A 26,438-nucleotide genomic window follows, 5' to 3' on the forward strand; every position below is an offset into this window, starting at 1 on the left:
TCAATTACGAGACAGAGCCTAGGGCCCGTCCTGGCCCTTCGGGTACGCGGCGACGACCTGGGCGAGCATCTCCTCCCAGGGCGTCGGCACCAGGCCGAAGGTCTCACGGGTGGCGGTGTCGTCGATCACGAACGGGCGCTCGAACTGGTAGGCCGTCCCCCGGGCGGAGCGGATCGTCGGGTTGGCCAGGCCGAGCAGGGCGAGCACCGGGCCCGGGATGCGGGCGACCTTGGCGGCGGGCCGGTCGGCGGCCGCGCACAGCTCGGCGATCACCTGCCGCTGGCTGCGCGGCGGGTTGCTCGGCACGTGCCAGGCCCGGCCCCAGGCGCGCTCGTCGGTGCCGACGGCGGCCAGCAGGCGGGCGACGTCCTGCGGGGCCGTCCAGCTGTGCGGGGCGTCCGGGTCGCCGAGGACCTGCACGGTGCGGCCGGCCAGCGCACGGGAGAACGCCCGGCCGTCGAACACGCCGGCGGCGTTCGCCGCCAGGTAGTCGGAGCCCCGCACCTCGGTGGCCCGCACCCGCCCGGCCCGGTGCGCGGCCAGCGCGTCGCGCCACATCGTGGCCCGCACCTCGCCCTTGGGATCGACCGGCCGCAGTGGTGTCTCGGGGCTCATCGGCCCGTCCACCGCGCCGTAGCCGTACAGGTTGGAGACGGTGGCCAGCACCGCGCCGCTGCGCTCGGCGGCGGTCAGCAGCGCGGCGGCCAGTGGTGGCCAGACCTCGGGCCAGCGGTGGTACGGCGGGTTGGCGCAGTTGTAGAGCACCTCCGCGCCCTCGACGGCCTCGCCGAGCACCTGCGCGTCCGACGCGTCCAGCTGCCGGCGCCGGACGCCCTCCAGCGGGACGGCGGAGGCGGCGGTGCGGGTGACCACCACGACCTCCTCGCCGCGCTCGGCGAGCAGCCGGGCGGTGGCCGATCCCACCGGCCCCGCGCCGACCACCACGTGCTTGCCCATCGGACTCCCCCGCCCCTCGGAACCGTCTCGAACACCTGCGCCACAACCGACGCAGGTGTGCTTTTCCGCACCGATGGTGACGCAAAACCGCCCGACCGGGGGAATCCCCTGGTCGGGCGGTTGACGATCCTTCAGCGGCCGATCAGCGGCCGATCAGCGATCGATCAGCAGCCGATCAGTAGACGGGCTTCTCGGGCTCGATCTGGTTGACCCAGCCGATCACGCCGCCGCCCAGGTGCACCGCGTCCGCGAAGCCCGCGGCCTTGAGCACGGCCAGCACCTCGGCCGAGCGGACACCGGTCTTGCAGTGCAGCACGATCCGCTTGTCCTGGGGAAGGTCCTGCAGGGCGTTGCCCATCAGGAACTCGTTCTTCGGGATCAGGCGGGCGCCCGGGATGCTGACGATCTCGTACTCGTTGATCTCGCGGACGTCGATGATGTCGATCGGCTCGTCGTTGTCGATCCACTCCTTGAGCTGCTTGGAGGTGATCGTGGAGCCGATGGCGGCGGCCGAGGCCTCCTCCGAGACGACACCGCAGAACGACTCGTAGTCGATCAGCTCGGTGACGGTCGGGTTCTCGCCGCACACCGCGCAGTTCGGGTCCTTGCGGACCTTCACCGAGCGGTACTGCATCTCCAGGGCGTCGTAGATCATCAGACGGCCGACCAGCGGCTCGCCGATGCCGGCCAGCAGCTTGATGGCCTCGTTGACCTGGATCGAGCCGATCGAGGCGCACAGCACGCCGAGCACGCCGCCCTCGGCGCAGGACGGGACCATGCCCGGCGGCGGGGCCTCCGGGTACAGGCAGCGGTAGCACGGGCCGTGCTCGGCCCAGAACACGCTGGCCTGGCCGTCGAAGCGGTAGATCGAGCCCCACACGTACGGCTTGCCGAGCAGCACCGCGGCGTCGTTCACCAGGTACCGGGTGGCGAAGTTGTCGGTGCCGTCGACGATCAGGTCGTAGCCGGAGAAGATCTCCATCACGTTGTCGTTGTCGAGGCGCTCCTCGTGCAGCACCACGTCGACCAGCGGGTTGATCTCCTTGACGGAGTCGCGCGCGGACTGGGCCTTGGAACGGCCGATGTCGGACTGGCCGTGGATGATCTGGCGCTGCAGGTTCGACTCGTCGACGGTGTCGAACTCGACGATGCCGAGCGTGCCGACACCGGCGGCGGCCATGTACATCAGGGCCGGCGAGCCGAGGCCGCCGGCGCCGACACAGAGCACCTTGGCGTTCTTGAGCCGCTTCTGCCCGTCCATGCCCACATCGGGGATGATCAGGTGGCGGGAGTACCGGCGGACCTCTTCGACGGTGAGCTCGGCGGCGGGCTCGACCAGGGGTGGCAGCGACACGGGGACTCCGATGGTCGTCAGTTTCTCGTTCGACTACGCCAACAGTGTCACGTGCCGGGGGTATTCCAAGACAGCAGGTCCACTTGCTGAGATGCGCGACGCCGGATGGCGAGACATCGCGCCCCCAGGCCGAACCCCCTGGTCAGGCCCCGGCCGGACGGATCAGACCCGGCAGGCGGTCTCCAGCCAGACGTCCCCGAGGGACTCCTCCAGCGGCACCTGTGTCCGCCATCCGAGACGGTCCCGGGCGGTCCGGACGTCCGCCTGCCGCCACTGCACCGGCTCGGCGGCGGCCCGCGCCTCGACCGCCCTGACCCCGTCCGCGACCGCCTGCTGCGCGGGCAGCACCACCTGCCGGGCGTCCTCGCTGATCGTCCCCTCGAAGCCGGACGCCCGGACCAGCAGGTGCGCCGCCTCCCGGGCCCGCACCGCGTGGCCGCTGCCGATGTTGATCACCCCGGTGGCCGCGGACACCGCCGCCGCCTGGATCGCCCGGGCGACGTCCCGGACGTCCACGAAGTCCCGGTAGCCGGACAGGTCCGGCATCCGGACCTGTCCCTCCTCCTGCTCCAACGCCCGCCGCAGGCCCTCGGCCAGCCGCCCGAACAGCGAGGCCGTCGGCGAGCCCGGCCCGACCACGTCGAACACCCGCAGCACCAGCGCGTCCAGCCCCGAGCTCAGCACCAGCTCGGTACCCGCCAGCTTCGACACCCCGTACGGCCCGACCGGACGCGGCTCCGCGTTCTCCGGGATCGGCCCGCCGGGCTGCGCCGGACCGTACTCGGCGGCCGAGCCGACGTGCACCAGCCTGGCGGGTTCCCGGCTGCGCCGGATCGCCTCGCAGACCGTCGCCACCGCCAGTGTGTTCGCCCGGATCAGCGCCCGGGACGTCCCGTAGGTGGCTCCCGCGCAGTTGATCACCACCTGCGGGGCGACGGCGTCCAGGAACCGGGCCAGCGCGCCCGGACTCCCCGCAGCCAGGTCGAACCTGATGTCGGCGGAATCGCCCCGGCCCAGCACGGTCACCTGGAGCCCTTCCTCCGCCAGCAGCCGGTCGGCAACCCGCCGGCCGATGAACCCGTCGGCTCCCAGCAACAGCACCCTCATCGGGCCCAAGTCCTTCCATCAGGCCCGGCACCGGCCGGGCAACGAGAACTGATCGACAAGTCGGAACAACCGCCGCTGCCCGCCGGCGAGAGCTCGCCGGCACCGGCCACGGCCTTCGGCGCGACGTCCGCCTCGCTTCCCGGCAGCCGCCCGGACCGCACCGACCGACGCGGACGGCCCGGCGAACACCGGCAGCCCGGCCCACGCAGTGCCGAAGCAGCCCCGGCGAACACCGTCCGCCGCTTCGGCACCCGCACCGCCGGGGCAGCCCACCGCCGACTGAACTCCCGTCTGCTGCAAGCGAGTTCAGGAGCAGACGGAGGCCTCCTCACACCGCCTCCGCGAGCGCGGGCCGCGCGGCGGCCACCCAGTATTCGGCGGGGCGGGCGAACGGCTGCGCAGGGGCGCCGGGCCGGGCCGGGAAGGCCGGGTAGCGGGAGGCGAGTTCGAGGTAGATCTCGCGGAACGCGCCCACCGTGGGCTCGACGCCGAAGCGTTCCTGCGCCCTCAGCCGACCGGCGCCGCCCAGCCGGGCCCGCCGTTCGGGGTCGCGCAGCAGCGCCAGGCAGGCCCCGGCGAGGGCGCGCGGGTTGCGCGGCGGCACCAGCAGCCCGGCGGGGCCGAGCACCTCGCGGGCCGCACCGGTCTCGGTGGCGACCACGGCGCGACCGCTGAGCATGGCGTCGGCGAGCAGTCGCGGGGCGTGCCGGTCGTGCGCGCCGAACACCACGGCGCTGCCGGACGCCCAGGCCGCGGCCGGGCTCTCCGGCCGGCCGGCGAACTCGACGGCGTCGGCGATGCCGAGCCGCCCCGCGACCGCCTCGCAGTGCGCCAGGTAGCCGGGCGCGCCCTCCTCGCCGTACATGGCCAGCCGGGCGTCGGGCAGTTCGGCGCGGACCAGCGCGAAGGCGTGCAGCATCAGTTCGGGGTCGTGCCCGGGTTCCAGCGCGCCGGCCCAGACCAGGGTGGGCACCCCGGGTTCGTCGGCGGGCGCGTCCTCATGGCGACGTCGGCCGGGGGTGGGCGCGGCGGCGTGCCGGCGGGTCTCCTCGGCGAGCTGCCGGAGGAACGACAGCAGCAGCGCGCGCACCGGCCCGCGGTAACGGGCGGCGCGGTGGCCGCCGTCCCGCGCGAGCAGGTGTGGGCCGTTCCCGGTGACCACGAACGGGACGCCGTGCAGTTCGCGGGCGACCAGCGCGGGCAGCGCGGCCGGCCCGCCGCCGACCACGTGGCACAGGTCGGTGCCGCCGAGCCCGGCCGGGCCGGTGCCGTACCAGGGCGCGGACAGCGGCCGCAGGCACTGTTCCAACAGGTCGGCGGCGACCAGCACGTCGCAGACCTGCGGCTCGCCGGCGGCGGTGTCGGCGCCGGGCGTCTGCCAGATCCGCTCCAGCACCCGGTGGGCGTGGCCGGAGCCGAGGAACGCGGGCAGCGCGTCGTCGCCCCGCCCGAGCGCGGCCAGCCGGTACAGCGCGGACCCGAACCCGTCCTGTTCGCCGGGCATCACCAGGGCGCGCACCAGTTCCTCGTACGCCTTCAGGTACCCGCGGCGGCGTAGCGCGGCGGGTCCGCGCCCGGCCGGGCGGCGGCCCCCCATGGGCAGTTCGTGGACGCCGCGCAGGCCGCCCACCCCGGCGGGCGGGGCGGGCCGGTCGGCGGGGAGCAGCCGGTAGAGCCGGAACTCGTGCTCGGGCAGGCCGTCGACCAGGCGGCCGCACCAGCCGCCTTCGCCACGCTGCGCACCGGTATGACCGCTCTCGGTGAGCAGAGCTATGCGCACGACGCCTCCTGAGCACGAGCGTTTCGACGGGGTTCCGGCCCTACGACACAGGGAGTTGCGTCCGTGCTCGACGGTCGTCCGGCCGGCGTCCGCTCCCCCGCGTCCGCCGCCTTCGCCGTCTCGCCCCCCACACCTGTTCGGTCCGACAACACGACGGTAGAGCGCCGGGCCGGAACCCCTGGGGGCCCGGCCCGGCTTGCCACCTGATCGAGTGAACGGCCGTGACCTCGCAGGTCTCCGTCGCGTTTTCGCCGCTCGCGCCCGGTGCGCGGGCGCGGTCAGCGCCCGGCGTCGGCCCCGGCTTCGGCTTCGGCTTCGGCTTCGGCTTCGGCTTCGGCGAGCAGTTCGCGCACCGCGCGGGCGACCGGCTCGGGGTGCTCCAGCATCGCCACGTGTCCGGACTCGGGGAGCACCAGCAGTCGGGCGTCCCGGAACGCGGCGCAGGCCCGCCGGGCGGAGCGGTAGGAGACCAGCTTGTCCTTGAGCCCGTACACCAGCAGCACCGGCACCTCGATCTGCCGGGCCTGCCGCCACAGCGACTGCTCGCCGCGCTCGGTGTAGGCGCTGACGATGCCGCGCGCCGAGCCGACCATCGCCTGCAGCGCGTACGGCAGCGCGGTGCGGCGCCGGTACTCGGCGACGGCCCGGGCGCGGCGGTGCGCGGGGATGTTCTCGGGGTCGGCGTAGACCAGGCGCAGCAGTTCCGCGGTGACGCTCTCCGGGTCGCTGCCGGCGCTGCGGCGGCGGACCAGTTCGGCGACGCCGGGGACGGCGAGCATCCCGGTGGGCCAGGCGGTGCGCTGCGGGGGCAGCTCGGGCAGCGCCGGGGAGATCAGGGTGAGGCTGCGCACCAGGTCGGGGCGGAGCGCGGCGAGCCGGACGGAGACCGCGCCGCCGAGCGAGTTGCCGAACAGGTGGACCGGTCCGCGGCCGGTCTCCTCCAGGTAGCCGATGACGGCCCGAACGTGGCCGGAGATGCTCAGGTTGCCGTCCAGCGGCGGCGCGGACCAGCCGAATCCGGGCAGGTCGACCGCCTCGCCGTCGACGTCCTCGGAGAGCTCGCCGAGCAGCTCCAGCCAGTTGTCGCCGGAGCCTCCGAGCCCGTGCACGAACAGGGCGGGCGGCAGTCCTTCGCGGGGTTCGGAGTGGCGGCTGACGGCCACGGCCGCCCCCGGCACCTCGACGGTGCGGTAGGGCTCCAGGGCGGCGAGAGGGTGCTGGGCGGCGCTCATGGAGCACGATGGTAGTGAGGACGGCCCGCCACCGGTGCGATTCGGCCCGTCCCGACCCGGTCCCGGGTCCGTCTCGACCTGTGGACAGTCCTGGTCCGGGCCGTATTGTGGGCTCCCGACAAGGGTGGTGGTGCGCTTTACTCGGCTTCACCCGCGCGCGTGCGGGTTACCGAAAAGTAGAATCAATGCCTTGCCAGCCCATCGCAGACCGTGAAGTGAGGAGCGCCGTGACGGCCATCCAGGAGGCGCAGGAGCGTCCGCGCGGTGCCCGCCTGCCGCGAAGCGCCCGCCGTGAACAACTGCTCGGAGCGGCCCAGGAGGTGTTCGTCGCCCAGGGCTACCACGCGGCCGCCATGGACGACATCGCCGAGCGGGCCGGTGTCAGCAAGCCGGTGCTGTACCAGCACTTCCCGGGGAAGCTGGAGCTGTACCTCGCGCTGCTGGACAAGCACTGCGACGCCCTGGTCGACGGCACCCGGGCGGCGCTGGAGGCGACCAACGACAACAAGCAGCGCGTCGCCGCGACCATGGAGGCGTACTTCCACTACGTCTCCAGCGAGTCCGGCGCGTTCCGGCTGGTCTTCGAGTCGGACCTGACCAACGAACCGGCCGTGCGCGAGCGGGTCGAGCGGGCCACCGACCTGAGCGCCACCCTGGTCTCCAAGGTGATCGCCGAGGACACCGACCTGCCGGCGGCGGAGGCCAAGCTGCTCGCGGTCGGCGTCTGCGGCATGGCCCAGATCACCGCCCGGTACTGGCTGTCCCAGGAGTCCGAGGTCCCTCGCGACGAGGCGATCCGGCTGATCGCCAGCCTGGCCTGGCGCGGTCTGAAGGGCTTCCCGATGCACCCGATCCTGGACGGCTCCGGCGCCGCCGGCGAGTGACCGCCGATTCGGCCCTGAGCGGACCGACCCGGGAGCTTCCCCTCCCAGCCGCTCGGCTGCCTTAAGGTGAAGCCCGTACGGCGCGCCACCCGCGAACGGCGGTTCGAGCGCGCGGGCTGCTACCGGAGGGACGGAAGCCGTGGAGGTCAAGATCGGCGTGCAGAACGCGAGCCGGGAGATCGTCCTGGAGAGCGCGCAAACTGCCGAAGAGGTCGCGGACGCGGTCGCCAAGGCCCTGGACGGCAGCTCCAAGCTGTTCACCCTGTCCGACGAGCACGGCCGCAAGGTGCTGGTCCCGGCGGAGCGCCTCGCGTACGTCGAGATCGGCGAGCCGTCCGTCCGCAAGGTCGGCTTCGGCACGCTCTGACACGCACGCCACCGGCGCCCCGTTCCCCCAGCCGGGGGGACGGGGCGTCGCGCTGTGTACCGGCGGGTCCGGGCGGGTAGGCGGTGGGTGCCGCAGCGCCGCACTACCCGGGGAGACAGCTGTGTGGGAGACGTCCGCGTTCGTCCTGATCGGCCTCGTCGTCGGGTTCGGCGCCCTGCTGGCGCGGCCGGAGCTGTTCCCGACGCGTTCCCTGCCGGTGGGTGCCGCCCTGGTGTCGGCCGTGCTGTCCGGTCGGCTCACCCACTACGTGCTGGACGGGCACGTCCCGGCGGTGCAGCTGGCGGTGTCCGCCGTGGTGGCGGCGCTGCTGGTGTCGGTGCCGGCCCGGCCGGACCTCGCGCCCCGCCGCGGCGGCCGGCACCGTCACGCCTGAGCGTTTGAGCGCTTGAGCGTTCTGAGCGTCAGGACGCCAGGCCGAGCGCCGCCATCCGCTTGGTGTGGGTCTCGGTGATCCGGTTGAACATCTTGCCGACCTCGACGAGGTCGAAGCCGCGCACGTGCGCGCCGCCGACCAGCAGGTTGGACAACGCGTCGCGCTCGGCGACCACCCGCTGCGCCTGGCTGAGCGCCTCGCCCATCAGCCGCCGGCCCCACAGCGCGAGCCGGCCGCCGACCCGCGGGTCCTCCTCGATCGCCTGCCGCACCCGGTCCACCGCGAACTCGGCGTGCCCGGTGTCGGCCATCACGCGCAGCACCAGGTCCCGGGTGTCGTCGTCCAGCCGGACGGCCACCTCGCGGTAGAAGTCGGTCGCGATGGCGTCGCCGACGTACGCCTTGACCAGGCCCTCCAGCCAGTCGGCGGGGGCGGTCATCCGGTGGAAGGCCTCCAGCGGCTCGACGAACGGCTCCATCACGGCGACCGGGTCGGCGCCCACCTCGGCCAGCCGGTCGTGCAGCAGCTGGTAGTGCTGGAACTCGGCGGAGGCCATCCGGGCCAGCGCGGCCTTCTCCGCGATGCCGGGCGCGAACTTGGCGTCCTCGGCGAGCCGCTCGAAGGCGCTCAACTCCCCGTACGCGAGCGCGCCCAGCAGGTCGAGCACCGCCGCGCGGTACTGCGGGTCGGCGGCCCGGGCCGTCCAGGGCCCGATCGAGTCGGTGATCCCGTCAGCGGGTTCCTGAGTCTCCATGGCACCTGACCTTAGTGGTCCCGACCGGTGCGAGGACCGTCCGCAGACGTCCCGCCACCCTGGCGCGGCCGGTCGGAGTATTCGCCGTCACGTGTTCGAGTCGTCGCTTGACTGTATGGTAGGTAGCGAGGCCAGGTGTGAACCCGCGCGGCCCGTCCGTTCATCGGCAGGCCGCGCAGTCGTACCCGGTGGCGTTCCGCCGCCCGGTGCACCGCCCCCGGCGCTCACGTACGCGGATGCCCGGTCGGAGACCCGATCGGCTCCGACCTGGCCCGAGCCTCGGGCCCAGGCACCGCATCAGGCCGAGCGAGGGCCGCCGCGGACGGCGCCAGGACGCGCCGGGCCGCACGACCCCGTCAAACGGGACGCCCTCCCCCGCGCCGCCCGCCCGACGCGCCCCTCACCGGGCAGCGCGGGCACGGCAGGACGCGCTCGAACTCGGCCCCTCCACACGGAAGAGGCAGCACCCTGTCCACCACCGCCGAACCCACCAAGATGACGTTCCGGGACCTCGGGATCCTCCCGGAGACCGCCGAGGCCTTGGAGGCCGTCGGGATCGTCCACCCCTTCCCGATCCAGGAGATGACCCTGCCGGTCGCGCTGACCGGCCACGACGTCATCGGCCAGGCCAAGACCGGCACCGGCAAGACCCTCGGCTTCGGCCTCCCGCTGATCGAGCGGGCCGTGGTCAAGGCCGACGTCGCCGCCGGCCGGGCCACCGCCGACCAGCTCACCGAGAGCCCGCAGGCGCTCATCGTGGTCCCCACCCGCGAGCTGTGCACCCAGGTCACCAACGACCTGCAGACCGCCGGCAAGGTCCGCAACGTCCGCGTCCTCGCCGTGTACGGCGGCCGCGCCTACGAGCCGCAGGTCGAGGCCCTGAAGAAGGGCGTCGACATCGTCGTCGGCACCCCCGGCCGTCTGCTCGACCTGGCCGGCCAGCGCAAGCTCGACCTGTCCCAGGTCCGTGCGCTGGTGCTGGACGAGGCCGACGAGATGCTCGACCTCGGCTTCCTGCCCGACGTCGAGAAGATCATCACGATGCTGCCCGCCAAGCGGCAGACCCTGCTCTTCTCCGCCACCATGCCCGGCCAGGTCATCTCGCTGGCCCGCCGGTACATGAGCCAGCCCACCCACATCCGGGCCGCCGCGCCGGACGACACCGGCGCCACCGTCGCCAACATCGAGCAGCACATCTTCCGTGCCCACTCGCTCGACAAGGTCGAGATGGTCTCCCGGATCCTGCAGGCCGAGGGCCGCGGCCTGGCGATGATCTTCTGCCGCACCAAGCGCACCGCCGCCGACGTCGCCGACCAGCTCACCAGCCGCGGCTTCGCGGCCGGCGCGGTGCACGGCGACCTCGGCCAGGGTGCCCGCGAGCAGGCGCTGCGCGCCTTCCGCAACGGCAAGGTCGACGTCCTGGTCTGCACCGACGTCGCCGCCCGTGGCATCGACGTCGAGGGCGTCACGCACGTCATCAACTACCAGTGCACCGACGACGAGAAGACCTACCTGCACCGGATCGGCCGCACCGGCCGGGCCGGCGCCTCGGGCACCGCCGTCACCCTGGTCGACTGGGACGACATCCCGCGCTGGCAGCTCATCAACAAGGCGCTGGACCTGCCGTTCAACGACCCGGAGGAGACCTACTCCACCTCCCCGCACCTGTACGAGCTGCTCCGCATCACGCCCGGCACCAAGGGCATCCTGCCCCGCTCCGAGCGCACCCGGGCCGGCCTGGCCGCCGAAGAGGTCGAGGACCTCGGCGAGACCGGCGGCCGCGGCCAGCGCCCGGCCCGCACCGGTGGCGGTGGCGGTCGCGGTGGACGCGGCGCTGCCGCCCCCGAGGCGCCGGCTCCGGCCGAGCGTCCGCGCCGCAACCGGGAGCGTCGCCGTACCCGCGGCGGCGGCTCGGCCGCGCCCGACACCGCCGCTGCGCCGACCACCCCCGCGGTGCCCGCCGCCGAGCAGCCCGCGCCCGGCGAGGGCCGCAGCTCGCGCCGCCGCAACCGCAACCGCCGCAACTCGGCCGCCGCCCCGGCCGTGGTCGAGACGGCCGTGGTGGAGACCGCCCCGGCCACGCCGGTGGTCGAGGTCGCGCCGGTGGCCGTCGAGGCCCCGGTCGCGGAGACTCCGGCCGCGCGCACCCCGCGCAAGCGCACCCGCAACGCCGCCGCGCCTGTCGTCGAGACGGTCGTCGAGGCCGCGCCGGTGGTCGTCGAGGCCCCGGTCGCGGAGGCCCCCGCCGCCCGCACCCCGCGCAAGCGCACCCGCAGCGCCGCCGCCCCCGTGGTGGAGACGGTCGCCGAGATCGTCGTCGAGACGGCCGCCCCGGCGGTCGTGGAGCCGGTCGCCGAGACCCCGCGCAAGCGCACCCGCAAGGCTGCGGCCGCGCCGGTCACCGAGGTGACCGTGGAGACCGTGGAGGCTCCCGCCCCGCGCAAGCGCGCCGCCAAGAAGGCTGCGGTTGCCGAGGTCGTCGCGGAGGAGGCCGTCGCGCCGGCTCCGCGCAAGCGGGCCACCAAGAAGGCCGTCACCGCCGTCGAAACCCCGGCGGAGGAGGCCCCGGCGCCCCGTAAGCGCGCGACCAAGAAGGCCGCCGCTGCCGAGGTCGTCGCGGAGGAGGCCGTCGCGCCGGCTCCGCGCAAGCGGGCCACCAAGAAGGCCGTCGCCGCCGTCGAAACCCCGGCGGAGGAGATCCCGGCGCCCCGTAAGCGCGCGACCAGGAAGGCCGCCGCTGCCGAGGTCGTCGCCGACGAGGCCACCCCGGCCCCGCGCAAGCGCACTGCCAAGAAGGCCGTCGAAACCCCGGCGGAGGAGGCCCCGGCGCCGCGCAAGCGCGCGACCAAGAAGGCCGCCGCTGCCGAGGTCGTCGCCGACGAGGCCACCCCGGCCCCGCGCAAGCGGGCCACCAAGAAGGCCGCCGCCGCGCCGGCCGCGGGCGAGGAGATCCCGGCCCCGCGCCGGACCCGCAAGGCCGTCGAGAAGTAACCGCACCACCCACCCGCCGGGGAGGGCCCGACCGTCACCAGGTCGCGCCCTCCCCGGCGGCATTCCCGCCCAGCCCCGTACCGCCCGCAGCCACGACACCCCGCCCACGCGTTCCAGCACTCCGCCTGGGCCCCCGCAGCCGCCGCATACCCGCTCAGGTGGTGACTCGCAGGGCGGCTCCCTCGCCCTCCGTCGTTTCGCCCGCCCCGCCGGCCCGCGCCAGCGACAGGTCTGCCCGGGCCCCGAAGCCTCACCGGCCCCCGGCCCCGGCCGTACAGCTCGCGGCCTGGGCAGCGCTGCCCAGGCGTTTCAGCGCGTCGACTGCTCCGCCGTCCCCGGCGGCAGTGCTGCGGCACGTTCCGCCGCCCCGCCCCGCCGCGTCTCCTGCGGCCTCCCCGCCCAGACGAATGAGGCCCTCGCAGCGCGGCTCTCCCCCGCTCCTGGCGTTTCGTCCGCTCCGCGCGCACCGGGCGGATCTTGGCTGCATAGGGTGGCCCCGATTGTCGGGTGATCTTCCGGGAGGTACGGAGAGATGAGTACGCCGCCGTTCTTGAAGCTGCCGGGGTGTGTGCGGGCGGTCCGGGTGGGTGGGCTGGCGGCGTTGTGGGGGGAGCCGGTGGGGGCGGCACGGGGGACGGCGTTGCTGGTGCCGGGGTTCACCGGGAGCAAGGAGGACTTCATCGCGTTGCTGGAGCCGCTGGCGGAGGCCGGGTTCCGGACGGTCGCGGTGGACCAGCGAGGTCAGTACGAGTCGGGCGGCCCGGAGGACCCGGAGGCGTACACGGTGCGGGCGCTGGGCGCGGACGTCCGGGCGCTGTCCGCCGAGCTCGGCGTGGAGGGGCCGCTGCACCTGGTGGGGCACTCGTTCGGCGGCCAGGTGGTGCGGGAGGCGGTGCTGTCGGTGTCCGGCGCACTGCCGTGGCAGTCGTTGACGCTGATGTCGACGGGTCCGGGGTCGATCGACCCGGCGGAGGCGGCGCGTACGGCGCTGCTGCTGGACGCGCTGGAGTCGATGGACCTGGAGTCGATCTGGCAGGTGATGCGGCAGCTGGAGGGCGAGCGGGTGCCGCCGCTGGAGCCGGAGATCGCGGAGTTCCTGCACCGCCGTTGGCTGGCGAACCTGCCGCAGGCGCTGAAGGCCGCGGCGGCCCACCTGGTGGCGGCCCCGGACCGGGTGGACGAGTTGGCGGCGGTGGGTCTGCGGACGCTGGTGCTGTCGGGCGAGCGGGACTACGCCTGGCCGGTGCCGGAGCAGTCGCGGATGGCGGAGCGCCTGGGCGCGCTGCGCACCGTGGTGGCGGGCTCGGGGCACTCCCCGAACGCGGAACGTCCGGCCGAGACGGCGGCGGCGCTGGCCGCGTTCTGGTCCGCGTAGCGTCCGACGCGCCGTTTTCCCGACGGATCGGGGCCATCGGCGGGCCTTCTGACGGTTGATCAGAAGTCGGCCCCCGTTTTCGCGCGACAAGGATCGTTAGCTCGGGTAATATTTGATTCAGTCCGGAATCAGAACCGTACGACGGCCGCACCCTCCTCCGGCCGTCGAAACGACGGATCTACCCGCGGGCAACCGCCGGGTAGCAGGGTCGCGGCACAGTGAGTCATCGAGGCAGAGTCGCCTCGCTCCGCTTGCCGCACCGTAAGTGCCGCTGAAGAAGTCCTGCTTGAGAGTGGGGGGAGCGACAGGTGACTGCACCTGCCGGACGTCCGACCCAGCCAGTGCCGGCAGGCCATCGCGCGATGGCCTACCGCCGGCCGAGTCCGCCTCGGAGCCCGAGGACGGGAAGGGAGAGGCCCATGCGTTTCGAGATCCTTCGCCTGGATCACGCCGGAGCGGAGACCGATCGGCTGATCGCCGATGCGGCGACCGTCTCCGAGTACCTGAAGACCGCCGCGCAAACCGGCGAACGCCTGTACATCCGTCCGTGCAAGGCCGTGTGACCGAACGCGGACGAGCCGCCGAGCCGTCCGACGTTCCGATACCCAACTGACGCCCCGTCACCGCAGGAGACCCCTGGGAGGCGGGGCGTCAGTGTGTTCGGGGGCCGCGACCTGCGGGGGTTTGGCGCCCGGCCGCCCGGGACATCACCCTGCCGGACCCGGGCCGTTGCCGGGGCGGCTGGTGGCGGACTCCTTACGGGTGATCGTCCTTGACGCAGCAGTCCGGAGGGAGGACCGTTGTCGGTTATGAGGGGCGAGCCAAGCTGTCCGCGGTGTGCCGGTCGGGTGCGCGCCCCCGGTCTCTTCTCCGACACCTGGCAGTGCGACCGGCACGGTGCCGTGCACCCGATGCAGCCGGTGCTGCCCCCCAGTGTCGAGGCCCTGAACGTCGCAGTGAACCGCTCGCAGGTGCCGGTGTGGATGCCCTGGCCGCTGCCGGTCGGCTGGCTGTTCACCGGGATCGCGCACGCCGGTGACGACCTGTCGGGGGCCCGCGCCACCGCCGTCGCCTGCTCCGGGCCCGCCCCGCTCGGCGGATTCGGCGAACTGGTGCTGGTGGCCGAGGAGTTGGGCATCGGCCTGGGCGCCCGTTACGCGGGGCTGGACGGGCCGGACCCGGGCGAGTCGGTGGCGCTGTACAAGCCCGCGGACGCCAAGCTGATGGCGGCCGGCCGACCGACCCCGATGTTCCACGTCCCGGGTGCGCCGGACGACCGGGCGGTGTACGTCGGCGAGGCGCGCGGCCTGTGGCTGTGGGCGATCGCCTGGCCCGAGCAGTCCGCGCTGCTGATGCACGACGAGCTGGTGCTGACCGATCTGCGCGACGCGGGCGCCGAGCTCGGCCTGCTGCCCTGCGGGGCGCTCTCCCCCCGCCTGCTGGGCTGACCCGCTCCCTATCCTGGGCGGCATGCGTATCGATCTGCACGCCCACAGCAATGCCTCGGACGGCACCGACTCCCCCGCCGAACTGGTCGCCAACGCGGTGGCCGCGGGCCTGGACGTGGTGGCGCTGACCGACCACGACACGGTGGCCGGGTACGCCGAGGCGACGGCGGCGGTGGCCGGGACGGGGCTGACCCTGGTGCCGGGCGCCGAACTCTCCTGCCAGGTGGGCGGAATCAGCATGCACCTGCTGGCGTACCTGTTCGACCCGGCGGAGCCGGCCTTCGCGGCGGAGCGGGAGCTGGTGCGCAACGACCGCTTCCGGCGCGGGCGGGCGATCGTGGAGCGCTGCCGGGAGCTGGGCGCGCCGATCGACTGGGCGCAGGTGGAGCGGATCGCCGGGGACGGTTCGGTGGGCCGTCCGCACATCGCGTCCGCGCTCGTGGAGGCCGGCGTGGTGGCGAGCGTCTCGGACGCGTTCACGCCGGAGTGGCTGGCCAACGGGGGGCGGGCGGACGTCCGCAAGCACGAGACCGACCCGGTGCTGGCGGTACGGCTTGTGCGGGCGGCGGGGGGCGTACCGGTCTTCGCTCACCCCGGAGCGGTCAAGCGCGGGCAGACGGTGTCCGACGAGGTGATCGCCGATCTCGCGGCGGCCGGGCTGGCCGGGCTGGAGGTCGACCACACCGACCACGACGACCCGACCCGGGCCCGACTCCGCGCTCTGGCAGCCGAGTTGGGTCTGCTGGTGACGGGCTCCAGCGACTACCACGGCAGCCGGAAGACCGTCCGGCTGGGCGAGCACACCACCGACCGGGCGGTGTACGAAGCACTGGTGTCGCAGGCGACCGGAGCCGCGCCCGTCGCCGGATGAAACCCCCGGCGCGTCCCATCGCACCCGAACGATCCGGGCGCGCACAATTGCCCGCCATGGGCACCGTCATCGACGGCAAGGTCTTCGGCTCACTGTTCGTCACGCTTTTCGTGATCATGGATCCGCCGGGCATCATGCCGATCTTCCTGGCGCTCACCTCCGGGCGGGCGCATCGCGTGCAACGTCGAATGGCCTGGCAGGCCGCACTGGTGGCACTCGGGGTGATCACCTGTTTCGGACTGTTCGGGCACCAGATCCTGGACTACCTGCACGTGTCGATCCCGGCACTGCAGGTCTCCGGCGGGATCCTCCTGCTGCTGATCGCGCTGGACCTGCTGACCGGCCGGATCGAGGAGCCGAAACAGACCAAGGACGTCAATGTCGCCCTGGTCCCGCTCGGCACTCCGCTGCTGGCCGGGCCGGGGGCGATCGTCGCGGTGATCCTGGCCGTGCAGCAGGCGCAGACCGGGACGCAGCACGCGGCGCTCTGGGCGGCGATCGTGCTGATGCACCTCGTGCTCTGGCTGACCATGCGGTTCTCGCTGGCGATCATCCGGGTGATCAAGGAGGGCGGCGTGGTGCTGATCACCCGGCTGTCCGGCCTGCTGCTGTCGGCGATCGCGGCGCAGCTGGTGGCCAACGGGGTGTTCGGCTTCATCGAGGGCCACCCGCATTGACCGGCTCTCAGTCCAGCGGGACGCCCCGGCGGTTCGGGTCGCGCAGGTCGGTGCCGTGCTTCAGCCAGCGCTCCTCCAGCGCGGCCGCGCCCTGGACGCGCTTGAACGCGGCCTCGTTGGGCGTCATCGGCAGCAGCGGCAGGAAGCGCACCGCCTCGGCGGGGGACGGGAGTTCGAGGTCCTCGACCAAACCGCCGGGCTCGGCGGCCAGCACCGAGGTGAACGGCGCACCGGTCCACAGCGGGGAGCCCAGGTCGAGCGATCCGCCGGGGGCCACCACCAGGCCCTCCACCTGCGGGCTGGCGGCGAACACCACCAGCGCCCGGTGCACCTCGTCCTGCCCGCCGCGGACGGTCAGCACCAGCTCGGCGCGCGGACCGCGCACCGGGTCGGCGACCGCCGAGGACGGGTCGGCCATCGGGGCGGCGGACATGCCGAGCGTCGCGTAGCGGACCAGGCCCTCGGCGTCGGGGCCGAAGCGCAGCACCTCGATCCGGTCCGCGCCGACGAAGGTGACGGCGGCGCGGCCGGAGGGCTCGCCGAAGGTGGTGATCAGCCGGGCCTCGACGGCGGCCAGGACGGTCTGCCGGGTCGGGCCGGAGCCGTGGCCGGCGTCGGGATCGGAGAAGTCGCCGAAGAGCGGGAAGTCGTGCGCCATGCCGCGACCTTAGCGCGCGGTGCGCGGGCAAGCCTTGGCGCGACCTTTACCCGGCGTACCCCGAACTCCGGGGCTCGACACGGGGAAGAGCTGTTAATGTGAGCGGTCGGCCTTGTGAATACGCACCAAGGCCGCGACGGCCCCCGCGCGGGCCCCGGCGTGGAGGAGGTGGTCACGGTGGACAGCAGTCGACCATGCAGTACCGGCAGCTCTCTCCGGCCCACCCCGGCCCGCCGCCTGCACGGCTGACCTGGGCTCGCACGCAGCGTGGCGTCCGGCCGGGAGAGCACCTTCCCCGGGGTCGAGCCGTCGAAACCCGCCCAGCAACGGCTTTCTGACGCATCATCGGCCCCGGCGTGTCCACCGGTGTTTCCCGCCGTCGCGTTCGCCCCGCCCTGCCGAGGCGCGCGCCGGTCCGGCCCAAGGAGTCCGCGCCATGTCGATGATCAACAACCTGCGCGCCGCCGTCGTCCGTCCTGCCCGCCGACGGACCGGTGACGATCTCGGCCTTCCCCCCGGCGACACGCCGTCCGCGGTGGTGGACTGCGCCGTCTACCAGCAGGGCCGGCGCACCGGTGAAAGCTGCAGCCCGCGCGAGGCCGCCCGCCAGGTGAAGGCGGCCCACCAGACCGGGCCCGGTTCGTTCAGCTGGATCGGCCTGCACGAGCCCACCGGCGCCGAGTTCGAGGGCATCGCGCAGCGCTTCGGCCTGCACCCGCTCGCGGTGGAGGACGCGGTGCACGCGCACCAGCGCCCCAAGGTCGAGCGATACGACAACATGCTCTTCGCGGTGTTCAAGACCGTCCGCTACGTCGAGCACGAGCAGCTCACCCCGACCAGCGAGGTGATCGAGACCGGCGAGCTGATGGCGTTCGCCGGCCCGGACTTCGTGATCACCGTCCGACACGGCGCGCACTCCTCGCTGCGCGCCCTGCGCCTGCGGCTGGAGGCCGACTCGGAGGGCACCGGCCTGCTCGCCAAGGGCCCGGCCGCGGTGCTGCACGCGATCGCCGACCACGTCGTCGACAACTACCTGCTGGTCGCCGAGCGGCTGCAGAACGACGTGGACGAGATCGAGTACGGCGTCTTCGCCAACCGCGGCGGCAGCGGCGCCGACGTCGGCCGGGTCTACCAGCTCAAGCGCGAGGTGCTGGAGTTCAAGCGCGCCGTCACCCCGCTGCTGCGGCCGATGCTCCAGCTCGCCGAGCCCGTCGCCCGGCTGGTCGACCCGGAGATGCAGAAGTACTTCCGGGACGTCGCCGACCACCTGGCCCGGGTCAGCGAGCAGGCGCAGGGCTTCGACGAGCTGCTCAACTCGCTGCTCCAGGCCAACCTGGCGCAGGTCTCGGTCGCCCAGAACGAGGACATGCGCAAGATCACCGCGTGGGCGGCGATCTTCGCCGTCCCCACCATGATCACCGGCGTCTACGGCATGAACTTCGAACACATGCCGGAGCTCCAGTGGACGTACGGCTATCCGACCGTGCTCGGCGTGATCGCCCTGATCTGCATCGGCATGTACCGGGGCTTCCGCCGCAACGGCTGGCTGTAGGGCCCGGACGGGCGGAGCGTCAGCGGCGCTCCGCCCGGGCCACCAGGACCAGGCCCACCAGGATCAGCCCGACCGCCGGGTAGGCGACGACCGGCGGCCACTGGCCCAGCCACACCGCCGCGATCAGCGCCGCACCCGGGGTCTCCAGCAGGATCGCCGTCGAGGTGATCGACGGGCCGAGGGTGCGCACCACCCGGTTGCTCAGCGAGTGTCCGAGCAGCTGCGCCGTCACCATCAGCAGGAAGATCTGCCACCACGCCCCGGCCGGCCAGCCCGCCAGCCGCGTGCCCGTCAGCAGACACCCCGCCAGCAGCGCCACCGCGCAGGTCGCGTAGCAGACCAGGGTGTACGCGGTGGTCGACACGGTGCGCCGCACCTCCGCGCCCAGCAGCATGTACCCGGCTGCGGCCGCGCCCGCGCCCAGCGCCAGCCCGTCCCCGAGCAGGGCGCGCGGCGAGACCGACAGGTCGACGCCGGTCAGCACCAGCACGCCCGCGAACGCCAGCCCGACGCCCAGCCACACCAGCCGCGGCGCGCGCACCCCGAACAGCCGCATCAGCACGATCGTCCACAGCGGAGTGGTCGTCACCAGCGCGGTCGCCGACGCCACCGACGTCATCCGCAGGCTCGGCATCCACAGCGCGAAGTGCAGCGCCAGCAGCACGCCCGCCGCCATCGCCAGCACCAGCGCCCGGCGGGAGATCGCGCGCAGCTCGGCCCGGTGCCGCCACAGCGCGTACGGGCCCAGCACCGCCACCGACATGCCGTTGCGCCAGAACGCGATCGCCAGCGCGGGCGCGGCCGTCGCGCTGATCAGTGGCGCGGACAGCGAGATGCCCGCGATCGACACCGCCAGCAGCAGCAGGTCGGTGCGCGGCAGCGCCCCTCGCTGATCGACCGCCGCGGGCGCGGCGGGGGCGGTCGTGGTGACGGCGGGCACGGTTCTCCCTCTGCGGACGACGGACGGGCGGATACACCGTAAGGGCTGTCCGGCCGTCATGGAACTGTCGTCCCGGGGGATGGGACCGTCCGCCCACCGGGCAGGCCGTACGCTGTGCGGCATGGAGCGTACGACGACCGCGAGCGCGGCAGACTTCCTGGACCGGGCCGTGGTGGAGGAAGCCGCCAAGAAGTCCGGACTGCTCTGGGTGCAGCCCGCCGGACAGCCGCACGCCCGCCCGCTCTGGCACGCCTGGCACGACGGCGCCGTGATCGTCGTCGGCGACGGCGCCGAACAGCCCCTGCACGGCCTCGCCGCCGGCGCCACCGCCGCCCTCACCCTGCGCAGCAAGGACAAGGGCGGCCGCCTCGTCGCCTTCACCGCCGCGGTCACCGCCGTCGCCCCCGGCAGCCCCGCCTGGGACGGCGCCGTCGAGGAGCTCAAGGGCAAGCGCCTCAACGCCCCCGACACCGACACCATCGGCGACCGCTGGGCCCGCGAGTGCCGCATCCTCCGCCTCGAACCCACCGGCCCCCTCACGCCCCACCCCGACACCGCCCTCACCGCCGCCCCCATGCCCAGCCCGGCCACCACCCGCAAGCCGATCCCGGCCGGCCTCCCCAAGCTCCTCTTCAAGAAGAAGCGGTAGACGCCCGCCGGAAAGCTCGCGGCACCCCGATGACCTGCCGCCCCGACTCGCCCTCGTCGCGCAGTCACCCGCTAGATTTGGGTGGCTATGTCCGTTTCCTCCGAGGGAGTCGAATTGGCGGGCCCAAGCAGCCGGGTGTTCATCTCCCACCTCTCCGGGGTCGCGGTCTTCGACCCGAACGGCGATCAGGTCGGCCGGGTCCGCGACGTCGTGGTCTCGTTGCGGCTGGGCGGCAGCCCGCCCAAGGTTCTCGGGCTGGTGGTGGAGGTGATCGGCCGCCGCCGGATCTTCCTCCCGATGACCAGGGTGACCAGCCTGGAGTCCGGCCAGGTGCTCTCCACCGGCCTGCTGAACATGCGTCGTTTCGAGCAGCGCCCGTCCGAGACCCTCGTCCTCGCCGAGTTGCTCGACCGCACCGTCACCCGCACCAAGACCTCCGACGAGGTGACGGTGCTGGACGTCGCGATGGTGCAGACCCGCCTGCGCGAGTGGGAGATCGACAAGGTCTTCGTCCAGCTCGGCAGGCCGGCGTCCCGGCTCCGCAAGGCCAAGGGCGAGCAGGTGCTGCTCGACTGGTCCGCCGTCACCGGTTTCTCGCTCGCCGAGGAGGGCCAGGGCGCGGCCAACCTGCTCGCGACGTTCGAGCAGCTGCGCGCCGCCGACCTGGCGAACGTCATGCACCACCTGTCGGCGAAGCGCCGCGCGGAGGTCGCGGCGGCCCTCGACGACGACCGGCTGGCGGACGTCCTGGAGGAGCTCCCCGAGGACGACCAGGTGGAGATCATCGGCAAGCTCAAGGAGGAACGGGCCGCCGACATCCTGGAGACCATGGACCCGGACGACGCCGCCGACCTGCTCTCCGAGCTGCCCGAGGAGGACGCCGAGCGGCTGCTGCGCCTGATGGAGCCGGCCGAGGCGGCGGAGATGCGCCGGCTGCTGTCCTACGAGGAGGACACCGCGGGCGGTCTGATGACCACCGAGCCGATCGTCCTGGAACCGGACGCCTCGGTCGCGGAGGCGCTGGCCCGGGTGCGGGTCTCCGACACCAAGCCGGCGCTGGCCGCGCAGGTGTACGTGTGCCGCCCGCCGAACGAGACCCCGACCGGCACCTACCTGGGCACCGTGCACTTCCAGCGGCTGCTGCGCGAACCCCCGTACACGCTGGTCGGCTCGATCGTGGACGACGACCTCGACCCGCTGCCGCCGAACACGCCGCTGCCGCTGATCACCTCCTACCTGGCCACGTACAACCTGGTGGCGGCGCCCGTGGTCGACGAGGACGACCACCTGCTGGGCGCGGTCACCGTGGACGACGTGCTGGACCACCTGCTGCCGGACGACTGGCGCGAGGGCTCGGCGCACGGCATTCCCCCCCACGAGGTGTCCGATGGACAGTGACCGCAAGCGCCAGCACGACTCGCCGGGCCAGCGGATCCAGGGCGAGCTGCGGGAGCTGCGCAGCCGCAAGCAGCGCGTCCGCCGCGAGGAGCGGCCGGGCCTGCCCCCGGCCTCGCGGACCCGGCTGGACCAGCCGCGCACCGGCCGCCCCGGCCTGATGAGGCTGCCGGAGTGGGACCCGGAGGCGTTCGGCAAGCTGTCCGAACGGATCGCCCGCTTCCTGGGCACCGGACGGTTCATCGTCTGGATGACGGTGGTGATCATCGTCTGGGTGGCCTGGAACACCCTGCTCCCGACCTCGGCCCGCTTCGACAGCTACCCGTTCATCTTCCTCACCCTGGTGCTGTCGCTGCAGGCCTCGTACGCGGCCCCGCTGATCCTGCTCGCGCAGAACCGCCAGGACGACCGCGACCGCGTCAACATGGAGCAGGACCGGGCCCGCAGCGACCGCAACATCGCCGACACCGAGTACCTGACCCGCGAGGTCGCCGCCCTGCGCCAGGGCCTCGGCGAGGTCGCCACGCGCGCCTTCATCACTTCTGAACTGAGCAGCATCCGGTCCGAACTGCAGTCGCTGCTCCGGGAGATCGAGGAACGCCGGGAGCCCGCCGACCCGTTGTGACCCGCGGCACGCTACCGGCGAGTCGGGGGCGGGGCGCAGCGCCGTACCATCAACACATGGCCAACGAGACAGAGGTGGCGGCCGGGGTGACGGAGCAGTCCGTCCAGGATGCCCTGGCGACCGTCCACGACCCGGAGATCAACCGTCCGATCACCGAGATCGGCATGGTGAAATCCGTCGAGATCGGCGACGGCGGCGCGGTGAAGGTCGCGGTGTACCTCACCGTCTCGGGCTGTCCGATGCGCGAGACGATCACCCAGCGGGTCACCGACGCGGTGTCCGCGGTTCCCGGCGTCACCGCAGTCTCCGTCGAGCTCGACGTGATGAGCGACGAGCAGCGCCGCGAGCTCTCCCAGCTGCTGCGCGGCGGCGCCCCGGAGCGGGAGATCCCGTTCGCGAAGCCGGGCACGCTGACCCGGGTGTACGCGGTGGCGTCCGGCAAGGGCGGCGTCGGCAAGTCCTCGGTGACGGTCAACCTGGCGGCGGCGCTGGCCGCGGACGGGCTGAAGGTCGCCGTGGTGGACGCCGACATCTACGGCCACAGCGTGCCCCGCATGCTGGGCGTCGAGGGCCGGCCCACCCAGGTGCAGGACATGATCATGCCGCCGGCGGCGCACGGCGTGAAGGTCATCTCGATCGGCATGTTCACCCCGGGCAACGCCCCGGTGGTGTGGCGCGGCCCGATGCTGCACCGCGCGCTGCAGCAGTTCCTCGCGGACGTGTACTGGGGCGACCTGGACGTCCTGCTGCTGGACCTGCCGCCCGGCACCGGCGACATCGCGATCTCGGTCGCGCAGCTCGTCCCGAACGCCGAGATCCTGATCGTCACCACCCCGCAGATGGCGGCCGCCGAGGTCGCCGAGCGGGCGGGCACCATCGCCCTGCAGACGCACCAGAAGATCGTCGGCGTCATCGAGAACATGTCGGGCATGCCCTGCCCGCACTGCGACGAGATGATCGACGTCTTCGGCACCGGCGGCGGCCAGACCGTCGCGGACGCCCTCACCCGCTCGGTCGGCGCGACCGTCCCCGTCCTGGGCTCCATTCCGATCGACGTCCGCCTCCGCGAGGGCGGCGACGACGGCCGCCCGGTCGTCCTCTCCAACCCCGACTCCCCCGCCGGCGCCGCCCTGCGCACCATCGCCGGCAAGCTCTCCGGCCGCCAGCGCGGCCTGTCCGGCCTCTCCCTGGGCCTGACCCCGAAGAACAAGTTCTGACGGATCCTCAGCACGACGAACGGCCCCGGGCACCCGCCCGGGGCCGTTCACGTTTCCGGAGCCGCCAGACCCTAGCGGCCGTCGTAGGTCTCCAGGTCGGGGACGGTGGTGAAGCCGATGCCGTACGCGGAGACGGAGCGGCCGTAGGCGCCGATGAGGACGCCGGGGGCCTCGCCGGCCAGGACCCAGCCGTACTCGGACTCGCGGTAGCGGAAGGGCTGCGGGACGCCGTTGACGGGGAGGGTGAGGGAGGACCAGGCGGGGCCTTCGAGGTCGTCGGCCAAGTCCCAGGCGAGGGTGGACTGCTGGTCGAGCCAGTGCTGGCGCAGGGTGCGGTCGAGGTTGCCGGGCCAGGTGGCGGCGAGCAGGCCGGCGCCGGCCAGCCAGGCGGCGGAGGACGCGGAGGTGGCTTCCAGGATGCCGGTGTTGTCGGCGCTGCGGCGTACCTCGCGGCGGGCCACCGTGACCACCACCGCGAAGCGCCGGGTGTCGCGGGGTTCGGGCCCGCGGGCGGGTTCGTCGCCGTGGCCGAGGGTGCCGTAGTCGGGGGTGTCGGACGGCGTGGGGCGCGGGTTCTGGCCGTTGCCGACCTGGCCGAGCCAGCGGCGGCCGGTCCAGCCCTCGTCGAGGCCGTACCAGGGGAAGTCGGCGGCGCGGTAGGCGGCGAGGGGGTCGGCGGCGGGCCGACGCGTGGCGGCGGGGTCTGCGGTCGTTTGCGTGGCGTCCACTGCGGGGCCTCCTCGGCTGTGCTCCTGCCACGGGCGGGCTCCATGGTGGCGCACCGCGGCCCCTCCGTCCGGAAGAACCGGGCCGGACACGGCCTGGCGTGACGGACCGCACAGCGCCCGCCTCCGGGGAGGTAGAGGACACGATAGCGGCGCGAACGACGACGCCCCGCCTGCCGGGCGGGGCGTCGGGGTCGTGCGGGGGGCCGGTCGGTCAGGTGGCGTCCGGGTCGAACGGGGGACGCTCGCCGGCCGAGAGGGCCGGGCCGCTGCTCGCCGGGGCGGCCGGCTTGGAGAAGTCGACCGAGGCGGTCGGAGTGCGGGTGGGCTCGCCGTTCAGCGCGGACTTGATGTCGACGCTGTCCTTGAGGTCCTTCAGTCCGAGCGGGTCCTCGCCGTCGCCGAGCAGCTGCTTGCGGACGAAGGTCTTCGGGTTGAGGTCCTCGAAGTCGAAGTTCTGGAAATCCGGTCCGAGCTCGCTGCGGATGTCCTCCTTCGCGTTGTCCGCGAAGGAGCGGATCTTGCGAATGAAGCCCATGGTGTCCTGGATCAGCTTCGGGAGCTTGTCCGGACCGAAGATCACAATGGCCATGATCACGATGGTCAGGACCTCGAGTCCGCCTATGTCTCCGAACACCTGAACTCCCAGCACCCGACAACGCTGAACCAAGGGTAAACGCGGGCGGCCGTTTCCCGGTCTCCCGGAGGTGAATCCGTGGTAAAGACCACCCGGGTGACCGGCATCGACGACGTGCCGGTGAAGGCAGGCTAGCGCAGCAACTGCCGCGGGTCACCGCTGGGCGACGGCTGCGGGCTGGACTGCAGGCGGGCGCGCATCGGATAGTCCGGGATGTCGGCCTGCTGCTGCGCGTTGACGGGGACGATCGCCCCGCCGACCGGGGTGACGCTGGTGGGCCGGTTCGGACCGGACTGACCTGCGGTGAGGCCGCCGAGGGTGACCGCCGCGACCGAGAACGCCCCGGCGGCGGCGAACACCAGCCGACGCCCCCGTGCGGGGGCCTGGCGGGGGGTCGGAAGTTCGGCGAGCGCAGCCAGCGGACGCGCCACGGCGGACGGGCGGGAGCCGAACAGGCCGGCCCGCGGGTCGATCCCGGGTATCGGGGCGTCGGCGCCCAGCGCGCCGCCGCCGAAGCCCGCGCCCCGGCCGAAGGAGCCGCCGGTGAGCCGGCTGCCGCCGAACACGGCACCCGACGGCCCTTCAGGGTCCGAATCGTCCTCCGGCAGCGCGGCCACGGCCATCAGCCGGGCCATCAGCCCCGCGGACGGGCCGGGCATCACGGCGCTGCTGAGCGTCCGCTTGACCGCGCGGGCGCCCTCCGCCTCGGCCAGGCACTCCGGGCAGGTCGCCAGGTGGGCCTGCACCCGCTCGCGGGCGTCGTGGCCGAGTTCGCCGTCCAGGAAGGCGGTGAGGCGGTCGCCGAGGTGGTGGTGCTCCTCGGCTGCCGGCTCGACCGGACGGACCGCCACGGGCCGCAGCTCGGACCCCGCCGGGGTCTGCTCGGCACGGCGCAGCGACGCCCAGCGCGAGCGGCCGTTGGCGTCCGCGCGCTCGGGGGCGTGATCGCTCATGACCCCCTCCGGTCGCTACCGGCCGGTTCGGCGCCGACCGGCACGGGGTCGGCGGAGCCGCCCCGGCGCGAACGGCCCGCGGCGGCGTTCGGCGCCCGGTGCTTGAGGGCGGCGCGCAGGTGCGAGCGGCCGCGGTGGATCCGGCTGCGGACGGTGCCGAGCTTCACCCCGAGGGTGGCGGCGATCTCCTCGTACGAGAGGCCCTCGATGTCGCACAGCACCACGGCGGCACGGAACTCCGGGGCGAGGGTGTCCAGCGCCTGCTGCACGTCCGCGTCGAAGTGGGTGTCGCTGAAGTGCTGGGCGGGGCTGGGCTCACGGCTGGCCAGGCGCTCCGCCGCGTCCTCGGCGAGGGCGTCGAAGCGGATCCGCTGGCGGCGGCGGACCATGTCCAGGAACAGGTTGGTGGTGATCCGGTGCAGCCAGCCCTCGAACGTGCCGGGGGTGTAGGTGGACAGCGAGCGGAACACCCGGACGAAGACCTCCTGCGTGAGGTCCTCCGCGTCGTGCTGATTGCCCGTCAGCCGGTACGCCAGGCGGTAGACCCGGGCGCTGTGCGCCTCGACGATCTCTTCCCAGCTGGGCGGCGTCCAGCTCTGCGCGTCGGGCCCCTCCGCGAAGGACGCGAGCGTGCCGGTGGTCTCGGCCACCGAGTCGTCGGCTGCGGCCGACTTGTCCAGGGGGGAGTGCACAGACTGGTTCATCACGGGCTTCGGCGTACGGGCCGACGTGGTGCCGCGGGAGTGCCGCTGCACAGGGACGTCGCCCTCGGCCACACCTCCTCGGTCGGCTCTTCTGCCCAGCAGAGCCACCACCATATCCACCTCACACGTCAAGCCCGGATAAGAGCGGTCGAACAGCGGCCGCCGCAGGTGGTCCGGCCACCCACGACAACT

The 26,438-nt window shown here is 73.5% G+C and carries 26 protein-coding genes; 14 read left to right on the forward strand and 12 right to left on the reverse strand.

Going from position 1 to position 26,438, the window contains the following annotated elements; genetic code table 11:
- Nucleotides 1–18 precede the first annotated feature (18 nt).
- From AMK19_RS11965 to AMK19_RS11985, 5 genes are all read right to left on the reverse strand, one after another.
- Nucleotides 19–957, reverse strand: coding sequence for an NAD-dependent epimerase/dehydratase family protein (locus AMK19_RS11965; protein WP_073810937.1), 939 nt, complete (start codon nucleotides 955–957; stop codon nucleotides 19–21).
- Nucleotides 958–1,132: 175 nt separating this feature from the next.
- Complete coding sequence (gene moeZ, locus AMK19_RS11970; RefSeq protein ID WP_073810941.1) at nucleotides 1,133–2,311, reverse strand: adenylyltransferase/sulfurtransferase MoeZ; 1,179 nt, start codon at nucleotides 2,309–2,311, stop codon at nucleotides 1,133–1,135.
- Between the two features lie 162 nt (nucleotides 2,312–2,473).
- The gene (locus AMK19_RS11975) at nucleotides 2,474–3,418 is read right to left on the reverse strand and encodes an NAD-dependent epimerase/dehydratase family protein (protein ID WP_073810942.1); all 945 of its coding nucleotides are present in this window, start codon (nucleotides 3,416–3,418) and stop codon (nucleotides 2,474–2,476) included.
- Nucleotides 3,419–3,746: 328 nt separating this feature from the next.
- A complete protein-coding gene (locus AMK19_RS11980) occupies nucleotides 3,747–5,198 on the reverse strand; it encodes a glycosyltransferase (protein ID WP_158071896.1) in 1,452 nt (483 codons plus the stop codon).
- A gap of 278 nt (nucleotides 5,199–5,476) precedes the next feature.
- A complete protein-coding gene (locus tag AMK19_RS11985) occupies nucleotides 5,477–6,430 on the reverse strand; it encodes an alpha/beta fold hydrolase (RefSeq protein ID WP_073810944.1) in 954 nt (317 codons plus the stop codon).
- A gap of 227 nt (nucleotides 6,431–6,657) precedes the next feature.
- Here AMK19_RS11985 and AMK19_RS11990 point away from each other — a divergent pair, with 227 nt between their 5' ends.
- From AMK19_RS11990 to AMK19_RS12000, 3 genes are all read left to right on the forward strand, one after another.
- Complete coding sequence (locus AMK19_RS11990; RefSeq protein ID WP_073810945.1) at nucleotides 6,658–7,314, forward strand: TetR/AcrR family transcriptional regulator; 657 nt, start codon at nucleotides 6,658–6,660, stop codon at nucleotides 7,312–7,314.
- Nucleotides 7,315–7,453: 139 nt separating this feature from the next.
- Nucleotides 7,454–7,681: a DUF3107 domain-containing protein gene (locus AMK19_RS11995; RefSeq protein ID WP_073810947.1), complete on the forward strand. Its 228-nt coding sequence runs from the start codon at nucleotides 7,454–7,456 to the stop codon at nucleotides 7,679–7,681.
- Nucleotides 7,682–7,802: 121 nt separating this feature from the next.
- Nucleotides 7,803–8,075: a hypothetical protein gene (locus tag AMK19_RS12000; RefSeq protein WP_073810949.1), complete on the forward strand. Its 273-nt coding sequence runs from the start codon at nucleotides 7,803–7,805 to the stop codon at nucleotides 8,073–8,075.
- Between the two features lie 28 nt (nucleotides 8,076–8,103).
- Here the strand turns inward: AMK19_RS12000 and AMK19_RS12005 are convergent, their stop codons facing one another.
- Entirely contained in the window at nucleotides 8,104–8,829 is a 726-nt protein-coding gene (locus tag AMK19_RS12005) for a ferritin-like fold-containing protein (protein WP_073810950.1), read from the reverse strand.
- Nucleotides 8,830–9,324: 495 nt separating this feature from the next.
- On the opposite strand from AMK19_RS12005, the gene AMK19_RS12010 reads away from it, so the two are divergent.
- The 6 genes from AMK19_RS12010 (at nucleotide 9,325) to AMK19_RS12035 (ending at nucleotide 16,191) form a co-directional block, all read left to right on the forward strand.
- A complete protein-coding gene (locus AMK19_RS12010) occupies nucleotides 9,325–11,820 on the forward strand; it encodes a DEAD/DEAH box helicase (protein WP_083646713.1) in 2,496 nt (831 codons plus the stop codon).
- A gap of 532 nt (nucleotides 11,821–12,352) precedes the next feature.
- Nucleotides 12,353–13,195 carry an alpha/beta fold hydrolase gene (locus tag AMK19_RS12015; RefSeq protein WP_073810952.1) on the forward strand — a complete coding sequence of 281 codons (843 nt, stop codon included), beginning with the start codon at nucleotides 12,353–12,355 and terminating at the stop codon, nucleotides 13,193–13,195.
- A 419-nt stretch (nucleotides 13,196–13,614) separates the two neighbouring features.
- Complete coding sequence (locus AMK19_RS36490) at nucleotides 13,615–13,758, forward strand: hypothetical protein (RefSeq protein WP_167349416.1); 144 nt, start codon at nucleotides 13,615–13,617, stop codon at nucleotides 13,756–13,758.
- A gap of 246 nt (nucleotides 13,759–14,004) precedes the next feature.
- On the forward strand, nucleotides 14,005–14,643 hold the full coding sequence (locus AMK19_RS12025) for a DUF6758 family protein (RefSeq protein WP_043915920.1): 639 nt from the start codon (nucleotides 14,005–14,007) through the stop codon (nucleotides 14,641–14,643).
- A gap of 22 nt (nucleotides 14,644–14,665) precedes the next feature.
- Nucleotides 14,666–15,514, forward strand: a complete 849-nt coding sequence (locus tag AMK19_RS12030) for a PHP domain-containing protein (RefSeq protein WP_073810955.1) — start codon at nucleotides 14,666–14,668, stop codon at nucleotides 15,512–15,514.
- Nucleotides 15,515–15,570: 56 nt separating this feature from the next.
- On the forward strand, nucleotides 15,571–16,191 hold the full coding sequence (locus AMK19_RS12035) for a MarC family protein (protein ID WP_073810957.1): 621 nt from the start codon (nucleotides 15,571–15,573) through the stop codon (nucleotides 16,189–16,191).
- Nucleotides 16,192–16,198: 7 nt separating this feature from the next.
- Here the strand turns inward: AMK19_RS12035 and AMK19_RS12040 are convergent, their stop codons facing one another.
- Nucleotides 16,199–16,849, reverse strand: a complete 651-nt coding sequence (locus AMK19_RS12040; RefSeq protein WP_083646714.1) for a suppressor of fused domain protein — start codon at nucleotides 16,847–16,849, stop codon at nucleotides 16,199–16,201.
- A 436-nt stretch (nucleotides 16,850–17,285) separates the two neighbouring features.
- On the opposite strand from AMK19_RS12040, the gene corA reads away from it, so the two are divergent.
- A complete protein-coding gene (corA, locus tag AMK19_RS12045) occupies nucleotides 17,286–18,401 on the forward strand; it encodes a magnesium/cobalt transporter CorA (protein WP_073810958.1) in 1,116 nt (371 codons plus the stop codon).
- 19 nt (nucleotides 18,402–18,420) lie between these two features.
- Here corA and AMK19_RS12050 read toward each other — a convergent pair whose 3' ends face one another.
- Nucleotides 18,421–19,341, reverse strand: coding sequence for a DMT family transporter (locus AMK19_RS12050; RefSeq protein ID WP_073810960.1), 921 nt, complete (start codon nucleotides 19,339–19,341; stop codon nucleotides 18,421–18,423).
- Between the two features lie 121 nt (nucleotides 19,342–19,462).
- On the opposite strand from AMK19_RS12050, the gene AMK19_RS12055 reads away from it, so the two are divergent.
- The 4 genes from AMK19_RS12055 to AMK19_RS12070 all read left to right on the forward strand — a co-directional run bounded on the left by AMK19_RS12055 (nucleotide 19,463) and on the right by AMK19_RS12070 (nucleotide 23,227).
- The gene (locus tag AMK19_RS12055; RefSeq protein WP_073811670.1) at nucleotides 19,463–19,990 is read left to right on the forward strand and encodes a hypothetical protein; all 528 of its coding nucleotides are present in this window, start codon (nucleotides 19,463–19,465) and stop codon (nucleotides 19,988–19,990) included.
- Between the two features lie 114 nt (nucleotides 19,991–20,104).
- On the forward strand, nucleotides 20,105–21,388 hold the full coding sequence (locus AMK19_RS12060; RefSeq protein WP_083646716.1) for a magnesium transporter MgtE N-terminal domain-containing protein: 1,284 nt from the start codon (nucleotides 20,105–20,107) through the stop codon (nucleotides 21,386–21,388).
- The gene (locus AMK19_RS12065) at nucleotides 21,378–22,010 is read left to right on the forward strand and encodes a DUF1003 domain-containing protein (RefSeq protein ID WP_083646717.1); all 633 of its coding nucleotides are present in this window, start codon (nucleotides 21,378–21,380) and stop codon (nucleotides 22,008–22,010) included. Before AMK19_RS12060 ends, AMK19_RS12065 begins: the two co-directional genes overlap by 11 nt.
- Before the next feature lie 56 nt (nucleotides 22,011–22,066).
- Nucleotides 22,067–23,227: an Mrp/NBP35 family ATP-binding protein gene (locus AMK19_RS12070; protein ID WP_073810963.1), complete on the forward strand. Its 1,161-nt coding sequence runs from the start codon at nucleotides 22,067–22,069 to the stop codon at nucleotides 23,225–23,227.
- Between the two features lie 71 nt (nucleotides 23,228–23,298).
- On the opposite strand, the gene AMK19_RS12075 is transcribed toward AMK19_RS12070, so the two are convergent.
- The 4 genes from AMK19_RS12075 to sigE all read right to left on the reverse strand — a co-directional run bounded on the left by AMK19_RS12075 (nucleotide 23,299) and on the right by sigE (nucleotide 26,246).
- Nucleotides 23,299–23,955 (reverse strand): hypothetical protein, encoded by a 657-nt coding sequence (locus tag AMK19_RS12075; RefSeq protein ID WP_073810965.1) that lies wholly within the window; start codon nucleotides 23,953–23,955, stop codon nucleotides 23,299–23,301.
- A gap of 211 nt (nucleotides 23,956–24,166) precedes the next feature.
- Nucleotides 24,167–24,589, reverse strand: a complete 423-nt coding sequence (locus AMK19_RS12080; protein ID WP_073810966.1) for a sec-independent translocase — start codon at nucleotides 24,587–24,589, stop codon at nucleotides 24,167–24,169.
- Between the two features lie 131 nt (nucleotides 24,590–24,720).
- A complete protein-coding gene (locus AMK19_RS12085; RefSeq protein WP_073810968.1) occupies nucleotides 24,721–25,542 on the reverse strand; it encodes a zf-HC2 domain-containing protein in 822 nt (273 codons plus the stop codon).
- On the reverse strand, nucleotides 25,539–26,246 hold the full coding sequence (gene sigE, locus AMK19_RS12090; RefSeq protein ID WP_143200207.1) for an RNA polymerase sigma factor SigE: 708 nt from the start codon (nucleotides 26,244–26,246) through the stop codon (nucleotides 25,539–25,541). Before sigE ends, AMK19_RS12085 begins: the two co-directional genes overlap by 4 nt.
- Nucleotides 26,247–26,438 lie beyond the last annotated feature (192 nt).

Origin of the sequence: Kitasatospora sp. CB01950 (assembly GCF_001905465.1) — a bacterium.
GTDB lineage: Bacteria > Actinomycetota > Actinomycetes > Streptomycetales > Streptomycetaceae > Kitasatospora.